Below are 19,374 nucleotides of genomic sequence, written 5' to 3'. Positions count from 1 at the left end.
CTGCCCCCGCGCGGGGCTGACCCAACCAGCCGGTGGCCGGGCCACCCCCGGAGCCGGCGCAAACAGAAGTAAGCATCAGGGAGATTGAAACAGTGGCTGAAACCGACCTTGAGAGATTTGTAGAGGCGCCGGGCCGCGCCGAGAAAGTCAAGGAAGTGCGCAAGATGATCGACCAGATGGGGATCGAGTATCTCTATCTGCAATTCGTGTCGGTCACGGGCAAGATCATGGGCAAGGGTATCCCGGCCGACCATTGGGAGCAGGTTGCCATGAAGGGCTTCCAGCTCGTCTACGGGGCCACGATGAACCTGTTCACCAACCGCGCCGGCGACTATCTGGGCTACGGCCCGGAAGCTGCCGAACTGGTCGGCATCCCGGAGCCCGAAACATTCATGCAGTTGCCTTGGGCGCCCGAGATCGGCCGCTTCTACTGCACGCTCTTCCGCAACCGGGAGGAAAAGGAGAATCCGGGCGGCTACCTGACCGCGGATTGCCGCGGCAACCTGCGCCGCCTGCACGAGGAGTTCACCAAGAAGCACGGCACCAAGCTCAGGATCGGGACCGAGCCCGAGATGATGTGGCTGAAATTCGACGAGAACGGCAAGCCCAGGGACGGCTACTCCAAGCCCTATTGCTACCACATCGACCAGTTCGAGAGCCTGCGGCCGGTGTCGCTTCAGGTGATCCGCTATGCGCGCAAGATGGGCCTCGACATGATCCAGGGCGATCACGAGGACGCACCGGGCCAGCTCGAGTTGAACTGGATGTTCGACGATGTGCTGCGCAATGCCGACCGTCTGACGACCTACCGCCAGATCTGCGCGCAGGTGGCGCGCGAGAACGGCATCTTCGCCTGCTTCATGACCAAGCCCTTCATGGGCGTGTCGGCTTCGGGCTGCCACCACAACATGAGCCTCTGGCACGGCGGCGAGGACAAGTTCGTCAAATGCGGCAATGACCCCGACAGCTTGCCGGGCATGGCCGACAACTACATGTATGTGAAAGGTGGCGAGAACACTTTCATGCCCGATACCGACGACCCGCAGATGCCGGGCAAGGAGGGGCTGAAGGCGATCGGTGGCGTGGTGACACACCTTCAGGCGCTCACGGCGATCGGTTGTTCGACAGTGAACTCCTACCGCCGGCTGTGGGATACGGGCTTCTGGGCGCCGGTCTTCAGCGACTGGGGCTTCCAGAACCGCACCACGGGCCTGCGCGTCTCGGCGCCGGGGCGGTTCGAATACCGCTCGGTCGACTCGATGGTGAACCCGTATCTGATGGGCTCCACACTTCTCGCCGTGATGGATGACGGGCTGGAGAACAGTCTCGATCCGGGCAAGCCGGAGGAGCGCAACATCTACGCGGCGATGGCCGAGGGCAAGGAGGTCAAGAAACTTCCGATGTCGCTTGGCGAGGCGCTTGAGCATTTGCGCAACAACGAGGTCGTCAAGCGGGGCATGCCGGGCGAGATGTATCGTCTCTACGACGAATACAAGCAGGACGAATGGGCCCGCTTCATGGCCACCGTCACCGATTGGGACAAGGACAGCTACATGGAATGTCTGCCCTGAGGCATTCCAGACCCGGCGGCGGGTGGGAACGCCCGCCGCCACCTATCAACGCAAACTTCGGGAGGCGCATGTAAATGTGCGGAATTGCAGGACTGATCCACAAGGGCAAGAGCTCGAATGTCGGGGCCGAAATGACCTCGATGCTCCAGGCCCTCAAGCACCGGGGGCCCGACAGCACCGGATATGCCGTCTATGGCGAGCCCACGGAAGGCGATTACGTGATGCGCCTGAAGGTCGCCGAGGCCGAGGACATGGGCCGCGGCCGCGGCATCCACAAGGTGATCACCGACCGGATTTCGGCGGTCGAGGATATCCTCTCCGAATTCGGAGCCCAGGTTAAATCGCGCGACAGCGTCACCGAATACGCGCTGCGCTACGTGCTGACCCATGACGGTGAAACCGCCGACATGGCCAAGAATATCGAGGAAATCGAGGGCGTCGAGATCCTGTCGCTCGGCAACGGGCTGGAGTTGATCAAGGATCTGGGTGACGCCAGCGTGGTGGCCGCGCAATACGGGCTCAACGACTTCAAGGGCACGCATGGCATCGGCCACACCCGGATGGCCACCGAGTCCGATGTCGATATCCGCTCCGCTCACCCGTACTGGGCTTTCCCCTACAACGACGTGAGTGTGGTCCATAACGGCCAGATCACGAATTACTGGATCATGCGCCGCGAGATGGAGCGCAAGGGTCACCGGTTCATGTCGAATTGCGACAGCGAATTGCTGGCCGTCTACACCGCCCACAACCTGGCCAACGGCGTCTCGCTGGAAGACAGCCTGCGCCGCTCGATCGAGGAGATCGACGGCGTCTTCACCTATCTGGTGGCGACCAAGGATCAGCTCGGCATGGCCAAGGACACGATGGCGGCGAAACCGCTGGTTCTCTACGAGAGCGACGACCTGATCGCGATGGCCTCCGAGGAGGTCGCGATCCGGGCGATACTGCCCCAGGAAATCGACACAACCGATCCCTATGACGAGGAGGTCCGGGTATGGCAAGCGTGAGTGACGCAGAACTCAAGGAAATGACCCAGGACGAGCGCGCCCGCGCGCTGGGCATGACCACCGAACAGCTTACGGGCCAGTCGATGTATATCGAGTTCGACCCGGACGCGACCGACCGGTTCACCTATCCCTGGGCGCCCGAGGTCGATTTCAACAAGCGCACCGAGATCGACACCGACACGATGACCTCGACCGAGGTGAACTCGAAGATCCGCGCGCTGATGGCCGAGGGCTATGGCACGATCGTGCTGAAGAACCCGCGCGGCAAGCACAGCCTGGGTGTGGGCATCCTGTCCCGGCTCAACCTGATCATCGAAGGCTCGACGGGCTATTTCGGCGTGGGCCTGATCGACGGACCGAATGTCCGCATCTCCGGCCGCGTCGGCTGGTCCTGCGCCGAGAACATGATGTCGGGCACGGTGATGATCGAGAAGAACGCGGGCTCCACCTTCGGGGCGGCGATGCGCGGCGGCGATCTGGTCTGCCGCGGCTCGGTCGGCTCGCGTACCGGCATCGACCAGAAGGGCGGCACGATCATCGTCGGCGGCGACACCGGCGCGCTCTCGGGCTTCATGATGCAGCGCGGGCGCATGGTCGTGTGCGGCAATGCCGGCAAGAACCTGGGCGACTCGATGTATGACGGCACGATCTACGTCGGCGGCGAGATCAAGTCGTTGGGCGTGGACGCGGTGACGGCGGAACTGACCGAGCTCGACAAGGCCTGGCTGACCCGCAAGCTGACGCAATACGGCCTGATGCCCGACAAGGGGGTGGATCACTTCACCAAGATCGTCGCGGGCAAGCAGCTCTGGAATTACGACAATCTCGAACCGAACGAGAAGAAACTCATTCTCTGATCGCCGCGGCCGCCCGCGCCGCGCGGCGGCCCGCCCGATCCGATCGGAAAGGAACAGATAAATGGCTGATGGCGACATGCCGACGAAAACCGCTCTCGCACGCGATGTGAACCGCATCGGCGACAGCTTCATCTTCCCCCCGCGGGTCATGGACGACATCCATATCAAGTCCGAGCTTGGCCGCTACCGGATGCGGGGTTTCTCGCTCTTCAAGAAAATCCCGCATTGGGACGATCTGACCTTCCTGCCGGGTACGCTTACGCGCTTCGTGATCGAAGGCTACCGCGAGAAATGCGAGACCCGCACCCTGATCGGGCCGCGCGCCAAGCGGCCGCTCGACCTGGACATTCCGGTCTACATCACCGGCATGAGCTTCGGCGCGCTCAGCTACGAGGCCAAGACGGCGCTGGCGCGTGGCGCGACGATGGCGGGCACCGCGACATGCTCGGGCGAGGGCGGCATGATCCCCGACGAGCGGCGCTACAGCTCGAAATGGTTCTACCAGTGCATTCAGTCGCGCTATGGCTTCAACCCCAACCACCTGGTGCTGGCCGACGGCTGCGAGTTCTTCATCGGCCAGGGCTGCAAGGTGGGTCTCGGCGGGCACCTGATGGGCCAGAAAGTGACCGACCAGGTGGCCGAGATGCGCAGCTTGCCCGCCGGTATCGACCAGCGCTCGCCCGCCCGTCACCCCGACTGGCTGGGCCCCGATGACCTGGCGCTGAAAATCCAGGAGATCCGCGAGGCGACCGACTGGCAGATCCCGATCCAGCTCAAGCTGGGGGCGAGCCGCGTGTATGACGATGTGCGCATGGCGGTCAAATGCGATCCCGACTCGATCTATATCGACGGGATGGAAGGCGGCACCGGCGCTGGCCCGCACCTGGCTACCGAAGATACCGGCGTGCCGGGGATCGCGGCCATCCGCCAGGCCCGCAAGGCCATCGACGATCTGGGCAAACGCGGCGAGATCAGCCTGGTCTACGCGGGGGGCATCCGCAACGGCGCCGACGTGGCCAAGGCGATCGCGCTGGGCGCGGACGCCATCGCGATCGGCCATTCGGCGATGATGGCGCTCAACTGCAACAAGGATATCCCCGAGTCGAACTACCCCGAGGAGATCGGCGCCGAGCCGGGCTATTGCTACCACTGCCACACCGGCCGCTGCCCGGTGGGCGTGGCCACGCAGGACCCGGTGCTGCGCAAGCGGCTGGACCCGGACGAGGCGGCAGAGCGCGTGTACAACTTCCTGCACACGCTTACCATCGAGGCGCAGCTCTTCGCCCGCGCCTGCGGCAAGACCCATCTCCACTCGCTGGAGCCCGAGGATCTGGCCGCGCTGACGATGGAAGCCTCCGCGATGGCCGGTGTTCCGCTCGCGGGCACCAATCACACCGTGGGCGTCGCGGATTATCATCATTTCTAAGAGGTGGACCGGCGCCCATCCTGCACCAATTTCGCAGGGCGGGTGAGACCCTCCATCCGAAAGGAGAAAGACAATGGCTGGACATCAGTACCGCGGCTCCGAAATCAAGGATGTCGACCAGTTCCTGAAGGACGCCGCCGGCCTGGAGACCGAGCGCGAGAAGGAGATCGGGCAGCATATCGGCTATCGCTACGATGTGAACCTGGTGCCCGACTACTCACGTATCACGCCCTTCCTCAAGCAATACATGGAAGTGATGGGCTGGGACGACCTCAACTGGCTGGAGGACGTTCACATGGGCTATGAGGAAGGCGCCCCGGCGGTCTTTGACCGCAACATCAACGGCTGGGTGCGGGTGCCCGACACGATTGACCTGCCCGACAACCAGCAGGATCGGGACATGATCGCGCGAGAGCTTCTGATCAAGTTCCAGATGTCGGACCGGCACCCTTTGGTGAACCTCAGGAAGGCCTATATGAAGTTCTGAGATCATGCCGCGCCCGCTCGATATCGCCTGCCTCCAGACCCGGCCACGACCCGATTTCCGGTCGGCCCTGGACGAAGCCCTGCCGCTGGCAGAAGCCGCGGTGCAGGCGGGCGCGGATTTCCTTTTCCTGCCGGAATATTGCGGCGGTCTGGCCAGCCGGGGCAGTGCGCTCGCCCCGCCCTTCGCGGCAGAGGCGGCGCATCCGGTTCTTGCCGAAATGCAGGCCTTCGCCGCCCGGCGCCAGGTCTGGATGATGCTGGGCTCGCTCGCCGTCGAAGGGCCGGCGGGGAAGATCGTCAACCGCGGCTATGTGCTGGACGATCAGGGCCGGGTCCGAAGCCGTTACGACAAGATCCACCTCTTTGACGTGAAGCTCTCGGAGCAGGAGATCTACCGCGAGAGTGCGACGGTCGCGCCGGGCGGGCAGGCGGTTCTGATCGACACGCCCTTCGGCCGCATCGGCCATACGATCTGCTATGACCTGCGCTTTCCGCAGCTTTTCCGCGACCTTGCGAAGGCCGGGGCCGAGATCATCTGCGTGCCTGCGGCCTTCACCCGGCGCACGGGCGAGGCGCATTGGCATGTGCTCAACCGGGCGCGGGCCATCGAGAACGGGGTTTTCATCGTCTCGCCCTGCGCGGTCGGCGAGGTGCCGGGCGGCGGGGAAACCTATGGCCACAGCCTCGTGGTCAGCCCCTGGGGCGAGGTCATCGCCGATGGCGGCACGCTGCCCGGCGTCGTTCAGGCAACGATCGACCTCGACCGCGTGGCCGCGACGCGCGCCCGCGTGCCCAGCCTGTCGCACGACCGTCCCTATACGCTCGCCACACCCGCAAACAGGAGCGTCGCATGACCACCGTCGCCGCCGCCCTCGGCAGCAGCTATTCCGACCACCCGCTGAGGGACATGTTCCTCAAATGGCAATGCCGGGTGCGCCAGATCGCCATGCGCGAGAATGACGGCCGGCCCGACGACGCGATCATGCCGGCGGTGCAACTGCATGGCGCCGATGCGCCGATGGGCCATATCATCACGGTTCTCAACAAGGCGACGGCCTATTCGGTCACCGCGGAGTTGACGCATATGGCCGCCAAAACCAACGATCCGGCCCAGCGGCGCGAGCAGGCGCTGCGCTTCCTGTCGGCCACCCATTACCAGAAGCACCGGGAGTTTTCCGACCTGCTGACCGCGACCTTCCCGCCGGGCTCTCCCGGCGCCGCGGCGATCCGCGAGGCCGAACGCTGCCGCCTGATCTTCGACGCCTATTCCCAGCGCTTCGAGCTTGATTGCAAGGTCTGGCGGCTGGCGCCGCACAATCCGCTCTACCAGGCGACATGGGCGCACAACTTCCTCTTCAACCCGGCGCTGCCGCCGGATACCGAGATCCTGGGGTTCGAGCCCGACTGGGAAGCCTCCGGCGCCGAGCCGGGCATTGCCCGCTAGGCTGCCGCACCCCGCAACGCCGCGCGAACGAGACGACATGAAATCAGGGACCAACAAAGGGAGTTCAGACATGACCAAACGGGTATGCATCATCGGCGCAGGCCCATCCGGGCTGGCGCAGCTTCGCGCCTTCCAGTCCGCCCGGCAGAAAGGCGCCGAGATCCCCGAGATCGTCTGCTACGAGGCGCAGGAGAACTGGGGCGGGCTGTGGAACTACACCTGGCGCACCGGGGTGGACGAGGCGGGATATCCCTGCCACGGCTCGATGTACCGCTATCTGTGGTCGAACGGCCCCAAGGAGGGGCTGGAATTCGCAGATTACACCTTCGACGAACATTTCGAGCGAGAAATCGCGAGCTATCCGCCGCGCGCCGTGCTCTTCGACTATATCGAGGGCCGTGTGAAGAAGGCCGATGTGCGCGACTGGATCCAGTTCAACACGATGGTGCGCGACGTGCACTACGACGAGGGCACGGGCAAGTTCACCGTGACGGCACGCAACACCAGGACCGACACCGAGACCGTGGAAGAGTTCGACCATGTGATCGTCGCGTCAGGGCATTTCTCGACGCCCAACGTGCCCTATTATCCGGGCTTCGAGAGCTTCAACGGCCGCATCCTGCACGCCCATGATTTCCGCGACGCGCGCGAATTCATCGGCAAGGAGATCCTCATCCTGGGCACATCCTATTCGGCCGAGGATATCGGTTCGCAGTGCTGGAAATACGGTTGCAAGTCGGTGACGGTCGCGCACCGGACCGCGCCGATGGGCTTCAAATGGCCTGACAACTGGCAGGAGGTTCCCGCGCTGGTGAAGGTCGATGGCAGGACCGCCCATTTCAAGGATGGCACGTCCAAGGAGGTGGACGCGATCATCCTGTGCACCGGCTACAAGCACCACTTCCCGTTCCTGCCCGACGACCTGCGGCTCAAGACCGCGAACCGGCTGGCGGCGGCGGATCTCTACAAGGGCGTCGTCTGGGTCCACAATCCCAAGCTCTTCTATCTGGGGATGCAGGACCAGTGGTTTACCTTCAACATGTTCGACGCCCAGGCCTGGTGGGTGCGCGACTGTATCATGGGGCGGCTGGAACTGCCCGACGAGGAGACCATGAAGGCCGACCCGAAGGCTCGCGAGGCCGCCGAGGACGCGCTGGAGGACGACTATGCCTGCATTCGCTACCAGGGCGCCTATGTGCAGGAGCTGATCGACGAGACCGACTATCCGAGTTTTGACGTGGAAGCCGCGAACCAGGCATTCTTCGAGTGGAAGAAGCACAAGAAACAGAACATAATGGAGTTCCGCGACCACGGCTATGTTTCGCCGATGACCGGCAAGAAGGCGCCGGCGCACCACACGCCCTGGGTCGATGCGCTCGACGACAGCCTCGAGGCCTACCTGCAAACCGAGAAGGAGACGCAGGACGCCTGACACCGCGTTCCGGCCGGGACGGTCCCGGCCGGACCCCCGATGGAGGGAGATACCCTCATGACCGTAAAACCCGTTTTCGAAACACCCTATGAACGACACGGGGTTCTGACCCCGGGCCTGCCGATCCTGCCCCACGGGACCGAACGCCACCCGGTGCCGGGCGGCGGCTCGCGCGCTGTGCAGATCTCGGCGGGCGACGAAATTTCGTTGCTGAACCGCGAGGGGCTTCAGCCCGGCGAGCTGGTCTTCTTCGCGCCCGACGGCAGCTCCTCGGCGGCGATGATCGACGGCACATCGGCGGGCCGGCCCGAAGGCGTGATGGCGGTGCTGTCGGCCGGCAATCCCTCGGCGCGCAAGGTCCGCCGCGCGCTGGAGGCCGCGGGTTTCGATCTGACCCGCGCCGAGGCTGTGCGCGTCTTCGCCGACGGCTCGCGCCCCGGCGACATGGTGACGTTCACCGCCACGCGCGACGGCCTGCTGATCGCGGCGGCGCCCGGCGGCCCCATGGCGCCCGATGCGCAGAACGCGCCGACCGAGCTGATCCTTTACATCCGACGCGCCGATCCGGGGCAAGGCAAGGGCAGGCTCCTGCCGCCCGATCCGCTCGCCCGGACGCTGCTGGACATCAACATCCAGCCGGGAAACGCGCAATCCTATGAGGTCAAGAAGGGTCAGTACATCCAGATCCTCGACGTGCAGGGCCGCGAATGCTCCGATTTCCAGGCGTTCAGCCTGCGCGCGCTCGACCGCGGATTGGAACGCGAGATCGACCCGACGACCACGCGCTCGCTCATGGGGTCGCTTTATCCTCAGCCGGGCATCTTCTCGAAATACTGGACCGTGGACCAGGAACCGCTGGTGGAGATCGTGCAGGACACATGCGGGCGGCACGACACGTTCGGGCTTGCCTGCACGGCGCGGTATTACGAGGATCTGGGCTATCCCGGCCATGTGAACTGTTCCGCCAACATCAATGCCGACCTGGCACGCTACGACGTGCGCCCGCGCGCTGGCTGGCCGGCGATCAACTTCTTCTTCAACACCATGCTCGACGACGCCAACGCGCTCGGCATGGACGATCCCTGGTCGCGGCCCGGCGACTATGTGCTGCTGCGCGCGCTCTCCGATCTGGTCTGCGTCAGCACCGCCTGTCCCTGCGACGTGGACCCGGCCAACGGCTGGAACCCCACCGACATTCAGGTCCGCACCTATGGCGCGGGCGAGGAGTTCAGCCGCTCGGTCGGCTACCGGAAATCAGCGGAGGCCGATGTGGAAGACACCAGGAAAACCGGATTCCATGATTGTTTTGCCCGTCACACACGGGATTTCGTCGAGTACAACGGCTATTGGCTGCCCAACACGATGACCAATCACGGCGCGATCGCCGAATACTGGGCCTGCCGGGAAAAGGCCGCAGTCATGGACCTGAGTCCGTTGCGCAAATACGAGGTCACCGGCCCCGACGCCGAAGAGCTCATGCAGCTCTGCGTGACGCGCAACATGAAGAAACTTTCCGTCGGGCAGGTGGTCTATACCGCGATGTGCTACGAGCATGGCGGGATGATCGACGACGGCACCGTGTTCCGGCTGGGGGAGACGAATTTCCGCTGGATCGGCGGCAACGACACGTCGGGGCTGTGGCTGCGCGAGCAGGCCGAGAAGCGCGGGCTGAACGCCTGGGTGCGCGCCTCGACCGACCAGTTGCACAACATTGCCGTTCAGGGGCCGCTGTCGCGCGAGATCCTGGCCGAGCTTTTCTGGACCCCGCCCACACAGGCCACGGTGGAGGAGCTCGAATGGTTCCGCTTTACCATCGCCCGGCTGGGCGATTTCGCCGGCACCGCCGTGGTGATCAGCCGGACCGGCTATTCCGGCGAACTGGGCTACGAGGTCTTCTGCCACCCCAAGGACGCGCCGGAGATTTTCGACGCGATATGGAAAGTCGGCGCGCCGGAGGGCATGGTGCCGCTGGGGCTTGCGGCGCTCGACATGCTGCGCATCGAGGCCGGGCTGATCTTCGCCGGCATGGAGTTCTGCGACCAGACCGATCCCTTCGAGGCCGGGATCGGCTTCGCGGTGCCGCTGAAATCCAAGAACGACGACTTCATCGGCCGCGCCGCGCTGGAGGACCGCAAGGCCCATCCGCGCCGAAAGCTCGTCGGGCTCGACATCGAAGGCGGGATCGTGCCGGGCACCGGCGACTGCATCCGGATCGGCAAGGCGCAGGTGGGCGAGATCACCAGCGCGGTCAAATCGCCGATCCTGGGGCGGACCATCGCGCTGGCCCGGCTCGATGTCACCCATGCCGAACCAGGCACCGCGGTGGAGGTGGGCCAACTCGACGGGCAGCAGAAGCGCCTGAGGGCCACCGTCACGACCTTCCCGCATTTCGATCCCGGCAAGGAACGGGTGAAGGGCAATTACGCGTGAGCCTCTGGGCCGAGGGCGCAGCACCCGGCACCCCCTATTGGTGGGAGGGTGCGGAGACCCCTGCGCTGACCACGGACCTGCCCGAGCGCGCGGATATTCTGGTGATCGGTGCGGGCTATACAGGGCTCTCGGCTGCGATCGCGGCACATGATTGCGGCGCGTCGGTCTGCGTGGTCGATGCCGAAGCGCCGGGCCGGGGGGCCTCGACGCGCAATGGCGGCATGGTGGGCGCGCATCCGCGGCTGGGATGGGATGCGCTGGCGAAAAGCTTCGGCGGCGAGGTCGCCGATGCGCTCTTCGCCGAGGCCACGCCGGCGCTCGACTTCGTGCGCGACCTGATCGCGCGCGAGGGCATCGACTGCGACTTCCGGCAAACCGGCCGGGTGCAACTTGCCTGGACGCGCGTCCATTTCGAGGCACAGCAGCGGCTGGCCGCCCATGTCCGGGCCAAGAGCGACGTGAAGGCCGAGATCCTGGACCGCGCGGCGCTGGCGCGCGAGATCGGGACGGGGCGCTATTTCGGCGGCATCCTCTTTCCCGAACACGGCGCGCTCCATCCGCGCAAATACCATGACGGGCTGCTCGCCGCCGTTCTGCGGCGCGGGGTGCCGGTTCTGGGCGGTGCCGAGGTCACGAGCCTGGACCGGCAGGGGGGCGGCTTCACGGCGCAGACCGCCAAGGGTCCGATCCGCGCGGAAAAGGTGATCCTCGCCACCAACGGCTACACGACGCCGCTCTTTCGCTGGCATGTCGCTCGCGTCTTTCCGCTGCCCAGCTACCTGATCGCCACGGAGCCCTTGCCGGAGAACCTGATCGGCCATCTGGCGCCCGGTCGCCGCATGATGGTGGAGACCCGCGCGCGGCATTCCTATTTCCGCGTCTCCCCGGACGGCACGCGCATCCTCTTCGGCGGGCGGGCCTCGATGCGGGAGGTGGACATGCGGACCGCCGCGCGGCGGCTGCACGCGACCATGACCGGCATCTGGCCGGAACTGGCGGAGGTGCGCGTCACCCATGCCTGGTGGGGCAATACCGGCTTCAGCTTCTCGCACATGCCCAGGGTTGGCGAACACGCGGGGCTGCATTACGCGATGGGTTTTTCGGGCTCGGGAACCGTGATGGCGCCCTGGCTGGGGGCCAAGGCCGCCTGGCGTGCGCTGGGCGATCCGCGGGGCGAGACGGCCTATGCCGCCACGGCGCTGCGCCGGCATGTCCTGCACCCGTTCGCCCGGCCGCATTTCCTGAAGGCCGCCGATCTGTGGTATCGGTTCGCGGTCGATGCGGCGGAGACCCGCGCCGGCCGCTGAGCGCATGCCCACTCCATCGGCAGTATTCGCGTAGCGCACCACGGCGCGCGTGCGGATTCGCCCGGCAGGACCGGCTGGCCGGCTTCGCGGCGATCCGGCAGGGCAGGGCGGTGGCAAGAGACGAATTGGAGAGCCCGCCTCTTCCGGAGCGTTGCCGCGGTCAGTCGGTTCCGATCACGTCCAGCGGCAGCGGATCGGGATGCACGAACATTTCGATATGCTCGCGCGAGAGCGCCCAGTGTTCGAGCGTCAGCTTCACCACGCCTTCGGCGTCGCCGGCCTCGATCAAAGCGATGAAGCGGTCGTGGTGATCGGCAGCCGTGGCGATATTGTTTCCCAAGTCGGACGGGCCGGCGCGCCAGAAGGTCTGGCCGATCCGGGCGTGGTCGATCAGCAGACGTTGAAGGCTGGGCAGCAGATAGGGGTTGGCCGACATCTGCCCGATGATCCAGTGAAACCTGTCGTTCCAGGTGATCATCCCTTCCACATTGCCCGCCGCGACGGCCTTGCGGAACTTGGCCTGGGTGCTGCGCAACTCCGCGATCTGCGCGGGCTGGGCATTCTGGGCGGCGAGCCGCGCGACGGCGGCGTAGATCATCGGCGCGGCCGTGAAGAAGGCGCGCAGGTGCCGGTGGTCCATCGGCGCCACGATGGCGCCGCGATTGCTGCGGATCTCCAGATACCCTTCCCCGGCGAGACGGCGGAACACCTCGCGCAGGGGGGTGCGCGAGACGCCGTATTCCCGGCTCAGAGACGTTTCGTCGAGCGGCAGGCCCGGTTCCAGTTCCAGCGTGACGACGCGGCGTTTGAGATCCTCGTAGAGGCGTTCCTTGGCATTGCTCGGCATCTGTGGCCCTTCATCGGAGTCCACGGAGTATTGCAGAGAGCCGGGGCCGGGCAAAGCCCTAGCGATTGAAAACACGCTCGAAAGTGCGGCCGAGCTTTCCGATGATCTCGTCGATATGCGCATCCTCGATAATGAAGGGCGGCGCCAGCAGCAGATGGTCGCCCTGCACCCCGTCGATGGTGCCCGACATCGGGTAGCAGACCAGGCCCTCCTCGAAGGCGATGCGCTTGACGTCCCGCGCGATGCCGCGCGCCGGGGCGAAGGGGCGCTTGGTCTCGCGGTCCTCCACGAACTCGATCCCGCGGAAGAGCCCGCGACCGCGGATGTCGCCCACATGGGGGTGTTGGCTGAAGGCGTCTTCCAGCGCGGTCCGGAGCCGCTCGCCCATCACGCCGGCGCGTGCGGCCAGTCCGCCGTCGGTCAGCTTCTCCATTACCGCCAGCCCCGCGGCGCAGGCGGTGGGATGGCCCATATAGGTGTGACCGTGATGGAAGAAGCCGGACCCGGCCTCGATCGCGCCGTAGATGGCGCCGGAACAGAGCATCGCGCCGATCGGCTGGTAGCCCGCGCCGAGCCCCTTGGCGATGGCGGTGATGTCGGGCGTCACGCCGTCCTGTTCGCAGGCGAAGAGCGTGCCGGTGCGCCCCATCCCGCACATCACCTCGTCGAGGATCAGCAACACGCCGTGGCGGTCGCAGATCTCGCGGATGCGCTTGAAATAGCCCGGCGCGGGGGGCACCGCGCCTGCCGTGGCGCCGACCACCGGTTCGGCGACGAAGGCCATGACGTTTTGGGAACCCAGCCGCGCAATCTCGGCCTCCAGTTCATCGGCGGCGCGGCGGCCATAGGCTTTGGCATTTTCGCCGGACGCCTGCTCACGATAGGCGTAGCAGGGCGCGATATGAGAGGTCTCCACCATCAGCGGCGCGAAGGGCTCCCGCCGCCACATGTTGCCGCCGGTGGCCAGCGCGCCCAGCGTGTTGCCGTGATAGCTCTGCCGCCGCGCGATGACCCGGTGCCGGTCCGGCTGGCCGATCTCCAGATAGTACTGGCGGGCGAGTTTCAGCGCCGCCTCCATCGCCTCCGACCCGCCGGAGACGAGATAGACCCTCTCGATCCCCGGTGGGGCGTGTTCGATCAGCTTGTCGGCCAGCGATTCGGCCGGCGCGGAGGTGAAGAAGCCGGTATGGGCGAAGGCGATCGCGTCGAGTTGCGCCTTGACCGCGGCGATCACATCCGGGTCGCCATGCCCCAGGCAGGACACGGCCGCGCCGCCCGAGCCGTCGAAATATTGTTTTCCGTCAGTATCATAGAGGTAAACGCCCGCCCCGCTGGCGACCTGCGGGGGCTGCACCTTGGTGTGGCGCCCGAAGACATGTGACATGGTGATTCCCCAATCTGCGCAGGCAGCTAAGCAGACTGATACAAATGTCTCAAGACTTGACTGAAACTGAAACGGATGGAACCTTGGCCGGGTCATCAGGGGGCAGACATGGCCGAACACGAGACGCTGGAAGCGGTCCTCGCCAGGGAATATGCCGGGCTGAGCGCGAAACTGCGCGAGGCGGCGGATTTCGTGGCCGCCAACCAGGTTGACGTGGCCACCCGCAGCCTGCGCTCGGTTTCCACCGCCAGCGGGTTGGCGCCGGCGACCTTCTCGCGCCTCGCGCGGGCGCTGGGCTTCGAGTCCTACGAGGGCTTGCGCGAACAGTCGCGCGACTCGATCGGGCGGCAATTCAGCAGCTTCTCGGAAAAGGTCGAGCGGCTCCAGGCCGAGGCCAATTCCAACAACCAGCCGCCTTTCCTTGCGCGCCAGGCCGGGGCGTGCAGTGCAAATATCGAAACCATGATGGCGCGTATCGACCCGGCCCGCCTGTCGGAGGCTGTGGACCGGCTGCACGCGGCGCGCAAGGTGCTGCTGGTCGGCGCACTGGGGTCCACCGGGCTGGTGGAATACCTCTCCTACATGGCCAATTACGTCACCGACAACTGGTATCTCGCCGGGCGCATGGGCGCCTCGCTGGGCAGTGGCCTGGCCGAGATCGAGGCGCGTGACGCCCTGATCGTTGTGACCAAGCCGCCCTTCGCGCGGCGCGCCATCCATGCCGCCCGGCTGGGTGCGGCGCGGGGCGCCTATGTCATCGTGATCACCGACAGCCATGCCTGCCCGGCCTTGCAACACGCCGCCACGCGCTTCATCCTTCCCACCGACAGCCCGCAGTTTTTCTCGTCCTACGCGGCGACGCTGGTGCTGGCGGAAACGATCATCGGGATGCTGGCGGCACGCCTGGGGACGGCGGCCCGCGCCCGCATCCGCATGGTGGAAGAGAACAACAGGCGCCTGGAAGAGGTCTGGGATGGCTGATGGACCCGCAACAACCTGACTAGCAACCAAAAAGGGAGTAAATGATGTTTGCGAAATTCAAGCTGAGCGTAGCGGCCGCCGCGATCGGGGCGGTCATGGCCCCGGCGGCTTATGCCGAGGAGTTCATCACCATCGGCACCGGCGGCGTCACCGGTGTCTATTACCCGACCGGGGGCGCGATCTGCCGCCTAGTCAACAAGGGCCGCAAGGAACACGGCATCCGTTGCTCGGTCGAATCGACCGGCGGGTCAGTCTACAACATCAACACGATCCGCGCCGGGGAGCTGGAATTCGGCGTGGCGCAATCCGACTGGCAGTATCACGCCTATCGCGGCACCTCGCGCTTCGAGGAGCAGGGGCCGTTCGAGGAACTGCGCGCCGTCTTCTCGGTGCATCCCGAGCCGTTCACGGTGGTCGCCCGCGCCGATGCGGGCGTCGAGAATTTCGATGACCTCAAGGGCAAGCGCGTCAATATCGGCAACCCCGGATCGGGCCAGCGCGGCACGATGGAAGTGCTGATGGAGGCCAAGGGCTGGACGACGGCCGATCTGGGTCTCGCGACCGAGCTGAAGGCGGCCGAGCAGTCGGCGGCGCTCTGCGACAACCAGATCGACGCGATGGTCTACACGGTGGGCCACCCGTCGGGCTCGATCCAGGAAGCCACCACGGCCTGCGACTCGGTGCTGGTGGATGTCGATGGCCCGGCCGTCGAGGCGCTGATCGAGCAGAACTCCTTCTACCGCTCGGCCACAATTCCGGGTGGGATGTATCGCGGCACCGACGAAGATACGCAGACATTCGGCGTGGGCGCGACTTTCGTGACCTCCACGGCGGTCTCCGAGGACGCCGTTTATGCGGTGGTCAGCTCGGTCTTCGACAATTTCGATGACTTCAAGAAGCTGCACCCGGCCTTCGCCCATCTCGAGCCCAAGGAGATGGCCACGGCGGGCCTGTCGGCCCCGCTGCATCCGGGCGCGGTGAAGTATTACCGCGAGCAGGGCTGGATCGAGTGATCCCGGCGCCCTGAGCGCGCGAGAACGAAGGGTCGGGGGCGGTTCGCCGCCCCCTCCGCCGCCCGGAGGGGCGAACCGACAACGAAAATCAAGCCGCGCAAGGCGGCCCGCAGGGAGAGTGTGCCATGGCCGGGAACCAGCAAAAGGGTCGCCAACTCAGCGAGGAGGAGCTTCAGGAACTCGTCTCTTCCTCGGATGCGGGCGCGCGCAACCCGGTCGGACCGGTGGGCATGTTCCTGGGCGTGCTGGCGCTGATCTGGTCGCTTTTTCAGGTGCTGCTCGCATCGCCCGTCTCCAATGTGGTGCTGCCCGGCGATCTCATCAACAACTCCCGCCAGATCCATCTGGCCTTCGCGATCTTCCTGGCCTTCATGGCCTATCCGGCGCTGAGAACCAGCCCGCGCGACCGTATCCCGGCGCAGGACTGGGTGATGGCCGCCGCCGGGGCTACAATCGCGCTCTACGGGTACATCTTCTACGACAAGCTGGTGCAGTCCGGTGGCCTGGCGGACGACACCGACAAATGGTTCGCCCTGGCCGGGTTGGTGCTGCTCTTCGAGGGCGCGCGCCGCGCGCTCGGACCCGCGATGGCGATCATCGCGACGATCTTTCTGCTCTACGTCTTCTTCGGCGCCTCCGACATGGTGCCCGAGGTGATCCGCTGGAAAGGCGCTTCGCTGCAAAAGGCGATGAGCCACATGTGGACCACGTCGGAGGGCGTCTTCGGCATCGCGCTGGGCGTGTCGACGAAATTTGTCTTCCTCTTCGTGCTCTTCGGCGCACTTCTGGATAAGGCGGGCGCCGGCAATTACTTCATCAAGATGGCCTTCGGGGCACTGGGCCACCTGCGCGGCGGGCCGGCCAAGGCCGCGGTCGTGGGGTCTGCCGCGACCGGGCTGATCTCGGGTTCCTCCATCGCCAACGTGGTCACCACCGGCACCTTCACCATCCCGCTGATGAAGCGGGTCGGCTTCACCTCCGAACAGGCGGGTGCGGTCGAGGTGGCCTCATCGGTCAACGGTCAGATCATGCCGCCGGTGATGGGGGCCGCGGCCTTCCTGATGGTGGAATATGTCGGCATCTCCTATCTGGAGGTGATTACCCACGCCTTCCTGCCCGCGGCGGTCTCCTATATCGCGCTGGTCTATATCGTCCATCTGGAGGCGGTGAAGCGCAACATGCCCACGCTGGGCGACCGGGTCGTGTCGCTGGGGCGCACCATTGGCGGCATGGCCGTTTTCTTCGCGGGTTTCGCGGCGCTCTGCTACGGGGTGAAATACCCGGTGGGCTGGATCACCGCCGCGGTGCCCGATGGCGCCGGCTGGGTGCTCTCGGCGCTCATTTTCCTGGCCTATCTCGCGCTGCTCTGGCTGGCTGCGCAGACCGACGACCTGGAGCCCGACGATCCCAATGCCGAGGACGTGAAGCTTCCGGTGGTGGGCGAGATCTACAAGGCCGGGCTCTATTACCTGCTGCCGATCATCGTGCTGGTCTATTTCCTGATGATCGAACAGAAATCGCCCGGCCTGTCGGCCTTCTGGGCCACGGCGCTGCTCTTCGTGATCTTGCTCACCCAGCGTCCGCTCAAGGCGATCTTCCGGGGCGGGAGCCACACCGCCAACGCGTTCCGCGACGGGGTTCTGGACTTGGTCTCGGGATTGATCGACGGGGCGCGCAACATGATCGGGATCGGCCTGGCCACCGCCACGGCGGGCGTGATCGTGGGCACCGTTACGCTGACCGGCATCGGACAGGTCATGGCCGATCTGGTGGAATTCATCTCGGGCGGCAACCTGATCCTGATGCTGATCTTCGTGGGGCTGCTGTCGCTCGTGCTGGGCATGGGCCTTCCGACCACGGCGAATTACATCGTCGTCTCCTCGCTGATGGCGGGTGTGGTGGTGGAACTGGGCGCGCAGTCGGGGCTGATCGTGCCGCTGATTGCGGTCCACCTCTTCGTCTTCTATTTCGGCATCATGGCGGACGTGACGCCGCCGGTGGGTCTGGCCAGTTTCGCCGCCGCCGCGGTCTCGGGCGGCGATGCGATCCGGACCGGCTTCATCGCCTTCTTCTACAGTTTGCGGACCGTGGCGCTGCCCTTCGTCTTCATCTTCAACACCAACCTGCTGCTCATTGACGTGACGGTGGTGCAGGGGGTGGTGACATTCGTGGTGGCGACGGTGGCGATCCTGGTCTTCACGGCCGGCACGATGGGCTGGTTCCTGACCAAGAACCGCATTTACGAGAGCCTGGCGCTGGTGCTGGTGGCCTTCGCGCTCTTCCGGCCGGATTATCTCATGGACCGTATCCAGCCGCCCTTCACCGAGGTGGAGCCGGCCGGGCTTGCGCAGGCTCTGGACGCGGTGCCGGCGGGTGAGAACATGCGCATCGTCGTCAGGGGGCCCGATTTCATCACCGGGGAGGTGAAGGAGACGACGCTGGTCGTGACCGCCGAGGCGGGCACGCCGGGTGCGGAACTGCTCGACGCGCAGGGGCTGGCCCTGCTGGAGGAGGATGGCGTCGTGAAGCTGGAGGAGCCGTTCCCCGGCACACCCTTCTTCGACACGATGAGCGGCTTCGACTTCTACGGCGATAAGCCGGTGCAGGTCGTCGCGGCGCGTGCGGCCGCCGACCAGATGCCGCAGGAGCTGATGTTCATTCCCGCCCTGCTGCTGCTGGGGCTGATCGCGTTCCTGCAGCGCGCCCGCATGAGCCGAGAAGGAGTACCGGCATGAGCACCTCTGTCCTGTGTGCCGTCGACGTCAGCCAGCCCAAGGTGGATATCGAAGTTCTGAAAACCGCCGCACGATTGGCTGCGCTCGATGGCGCGCGCCTTGATGTCATCACCGTGGTCCCCGATTTCGGGATGAGCATGGTCGGCGGCTTCTTCGAGGAAGGCCATCACGACGCGGCGGTGGGTGCGGCGCGCAAGGCGCTCAAAACGCTCGTTGAAAAGGCCTTGGGCGCGGAGGCCAACAAGGAGATACGTCATGTCGTGGCGACCGGGAACGCCTATGAGCAGATACTCCAGACCGCGGCGCAGGCCGGGACCGATTTGATCGTGATCGGCGCGCACAAGCCGGATTTCAAGGATTACCTGCTGGGCCCCAACGCCGCGCGCGTGGTGCGCCACGCGGATTGCTCGGTGCATGTCGTGCGGGTCTGACCGCGCCGCAACCTCGCGAG

General features: G+C 65.6%; 16 protein-coding genes. 14 read left to right on the top strand and 2 right to left on the bottom strand.

Features of this window, described 5'->3' with window-relative positions; genetic code table 11:
- The first annotated feature begins 92 nt into the window (after window positions 1-92).
- The 10 genes from DDZ14_RS03755 (at window position 93) to DDZ14_RS03710 (ending at window position 11,963) form a co-directional block, all read left to right on the top strand.
- Window positions 93-1,571, top strand: a complete 1,479-nt coding sequence (locus DDZ14_RS03755) for a glutamine synthetase family protein (protein WP_109423598.1) — start codon at window positions 93-95, stop codon at window positions 1,569-1,571.
- Window positions 1,572-1,645: 74 nt separating this feature from the next.
- Window positions 1,646-2,581 (top strand): glutamine amidotransferase, encoded by a 936-nt coding sequence (locus DDZ14_RS03750; RefSeq protein ID WP_109423597.1) that lies wholly within the window; start codon window positions 1,646-1,648, stop codon window positions 2,579-2,581.
- Window positions 2,569-3,438, top strand: a complete 870-nt coding sequence (locus DDZ14_RS03745; RefSeq protein ID WP_109423596.1) for a GXGXG motif-containing protein — start codon at window positions 2,569-2,571, stop codon at window positions 3,436-3,438. The genes DDZ14_RS03750 and DDZ14_RS03745 overlap by 13 nt, the downstream gene beginning before the upstream one ends.
- Before the next feature lie 61 nt (window positions 3,439-3,499).
- Window positions 3,500-4,864, top strand: coding sequence for an FMN-binding glutamate synthase family protein (locus DDZ14_RS03740; protein ID WP_109423595.1), 1,365 nt, complete (start codon window positions 3,500-3,502; stop codon window positions 4,862-4,864).
- Between the two features lie 73 nt (window positions 4,865-4,937).
- Window positions 4,938-5,351, top strand: a complete 414-nt coding sequence (locus tag DDZ14_RS03735) for a hypothetical protein (RefSeq protein ID WP_109423594.1) — start codon at window positions 4,938-4,940, stop codon at window positions 5,349-5,351.
- Window positions 5,352-5,355: 4 nt separating this feature from the next.
- Window positions 5,356-6,204: a carbon-nitrogen hydrolase family protein gene (locus DDZ14_RS03730; protein ID WP_109423593.1), complete on the top strand. Its 849-nt coding sequence runs from the start codon at window positions 5,356-5,358 to the stop codon at window positions 6,202-6,204.
- A complete protein-coding gene (locus DDZ14_RS03725) occupies window positions 6,201-6,794 on the top strand; it encodes a hypothetical protein (RefSeq protein WP_109423592.1) in 594 nt (197 codons plus the stop codon). Before DDZ14_RS03730 ends, DDZ14_RS03725 begins: the two co-directional genes overlap by 4 nt.
- A gap of 70 nt (window positions 6,795-6,864) precedes the next feature.
- Entirely contained in the window at window positions 6,865-8,226 is a 1,362-nt protein-coding gene (locus DDZ14_RS03720) for an NAD(P)/FAD-dependent oxidoreductase (RefSeq protein ID WP_109423591.1), read from the top strand.
- Between the two features lie 57 nt (window positions 8,227-8,283).
- Complete coding sequence (locus DDZ14_RS03715; protein ID WP_158275456.1) at window positions 8,284-10,656, top strand: DUF1989 domain-containing protein; 2,373 nt, start codon at window positions 8,284-8,286, stop codon at window positions 10,654-10,656.
- On the top strand, window positions 10,653-11,963 hold the full coding sequence (locus tag DDZ14_RS03710) for an FAD-binding oxidoreductase (protein ID WP_199221287.1): 1,311 nt from the start codon (window positions 10,653-10,655) through the stop codon (window positions 11,961-11,963). Before DDZ14_RS03715 ends, DDZ14_RS03710 begins: the two co-directional genes overlap by 4 nt.
- Before the next feature lie 160 nt (window positions 11,964-12,123).
- Here DDZ14_RS03710 and DDZ14_RS03705 read toward each other — a convergent pair whose 3' ends face one another.
- Together DDZ14_RS03705 and DDZ14_RS03700 are read right to left on the bottom strand one after the other, a co-directional pair.
- Window positions 12,124-12,810, bottom strand: a complete 687-nt coding sequence (locus DDZ14_RS03705; RefSeq protein ID WP_109423588.1) for a GntR family transcriptional regulator — start codon at window positions 12,808-12,810, stop codon at window positions 12,124-12,126.
- 58 nt (window positions 12,811-12,868) lie between these two features.
- Window positions 12,869-14,194, bottom strand: coding sequence for an aspartate aminotransferase family protein (locus tag DDZ14_RS03700; RefSeq protein WP_109423587.1), 1,326 nt, complete (start codon window positions 14,192-14,194; stop codon window positions 12,869-12,871).
- A gap of 108 nt (window positions 14,195-14,302) precedes the next feature.
- On the opposite strand from DDZ14_RS03700, the gene DDZ14_RS03695 reads away from it, so the two are divergent.
- From DDZ14_RS03695 to DDZ14_RS03680, 4 genes are all read left to right on the top strand, one after another.
- Window positions 14,303-15,175, top strand: a complete 873-nt coding sequence (locus DDZ14_RS03695) for a MurR/RpiR family transcriptional regulator (RefSeq protein ID WP_109423586.1) — start codon at window positions 14,303-14,305, stop codon at window positions 15,173-15,175.
- A gap of 44 nt (window positions 15,176-15,219) precedes the next feature.
- Window positions 15,220-16,188, top strand: a complete 969-nt coding sequence (locus DDZ14_RS03690) for a TAXI family TRAP transporter solute-binding subunit (RefSeq protein ID WP_109423699.1) — start codon at window positions 15,220-15,222, stop codon at window positions 16,186-16,188.
- Window positions 16,189-16,313: 125 nt separating this feature from the next.
- A complete protein-coding gene (locus DDZ14_RS03685) occupies window positions 16,314-18,923 on the top strand; it encodes a TRAP transporter permease (RefSeq protein ID WP_109423585.1) in 2,610 nt (869 codons plus the stop codon).
- Complete coding sequence (locus tag DDZ14_RS03680) at window positions 18,920-19,354, top strand: universal stress protein (RefSeq protein WP_109423584.1); 435 nt, start codon at window positions 18,920-18,922, stop codon at window positions 19,352-19,354. Before DDZ14_RS03685 ends, DDZ14_RS03680 begins: the two co-directional genes overlap by 4 nt.
- Window positions 19,355-19,374 lie beyond the last annotated feature (20 nt).

Origin of the sequence: Maritimibacter sp. 55A14 (assembly GCF_003122205.1) — a bacterium.
GTDB lineage: Bacteria > Pseudomonadota > Alphaproteobacteria > Rhodobacterales > Rhodobacteraceae > QEYE01.
Note: the sequence above shows the minus strand (reverse complement) of the source record. Positions and strands in the feature narration are given on the sequence as shown.

Coding starts and splice junctions, on each gene's coding strand:
- DDZ14_RS03735 (WP_109423594.1), top strand. CDS start 4,938: ATGGCTGGACATCAGTACCGCGGCTCCGAAATCAAGGATGTCGACCAG.
- DDZ14_RS03695 (WP_109423586.1), top strand. CDS start 14,303: ATGGCCGAACACGAGACGCTGGAAGCGGTCCTCGCCAGGGAATATGCC.
- DDZ14_RS03680 (WP_109423584.1), top strand. CDS start 18,920: ATGAGCACCTCTGTCCTGTGTGCCGTCGACGTCAGCCAGCCCAAGGTG.
- DDZ14_RS03700 (WP_109423587.1), bottom strand. CDS start 14,194: ATGTCACATGTCTTCGGGCGCCACACCAAGGTGCAGCCCCCGCAGGTC.
- DDZ14_RS03725 (WP_109423592.1), top strand. CDS start 6,201: ATGACCACCGTCGCCGCCGCCCTCGGCAGCAGCTATTCCGACCACCCG.
- DDZ14_RS03705 (WP_109423588.1), bottom strand. CDS start 12,810: ATGCCGAGCAATGCCAAGGAACGCCTCTACGAGGATCTCAAACGCCGC.
- DDZ14_RS03730 (WP_109423593.1), top strand. CDS start 5,356: ATGCCGCGCCCGCTCGATATCGCCTGCCTCCAGACCCGGCCACGACCC.
- DDZ14_RS03720 (WP_109423591.1), top strand. CDS start 6,865: ATGACCAAACGGGTATGCATCATCGGCGCAGGCCCATCCGGGCTGGCG.
- DDZ14_RS03690 (WP_109423699.1), top strand. CDS start 15,220: ATGTTTGCGAAATTCAAGCTGAGCGTAGCGGCCGCCGCGATCGGGGCG.
- DDZ14_RS03740 (WP_109423595.1), top strand. CDS start 3,500: ATGGCTGATGGCGACATGCCGACGAAAACCGCTCTCGCACGCGATGTG.
- DDZ14_RS03750 (WP_109423597.1), top strand. CDS start 1,646: ATGTGCGGAATTGCAGGACTGATCCACAAGGGCAAGAGCTCGAATGTC.
- DDZ14_RS03685 (WP_109423585.1), top strand. CDS start 16,314: ATGGCCGGGAACCAGCAAAAGGGTCGCCAACTCAGCGAGGAGGAGCTT.
- DDZ14_RS03745 (WP_109423596.1), top strand. CDS start 2,569: ATGGCAAGCGTGAGTGACGCAGAACTCAAGGAAATGACCCAGGACGAG.
- DDZ14_RS03715 (WP_158275456.1), top strand. CDS start 8,284: ATGACCGTAAAACCCGTTTTCGAAACACCCTATGAACGACACGGGGTT.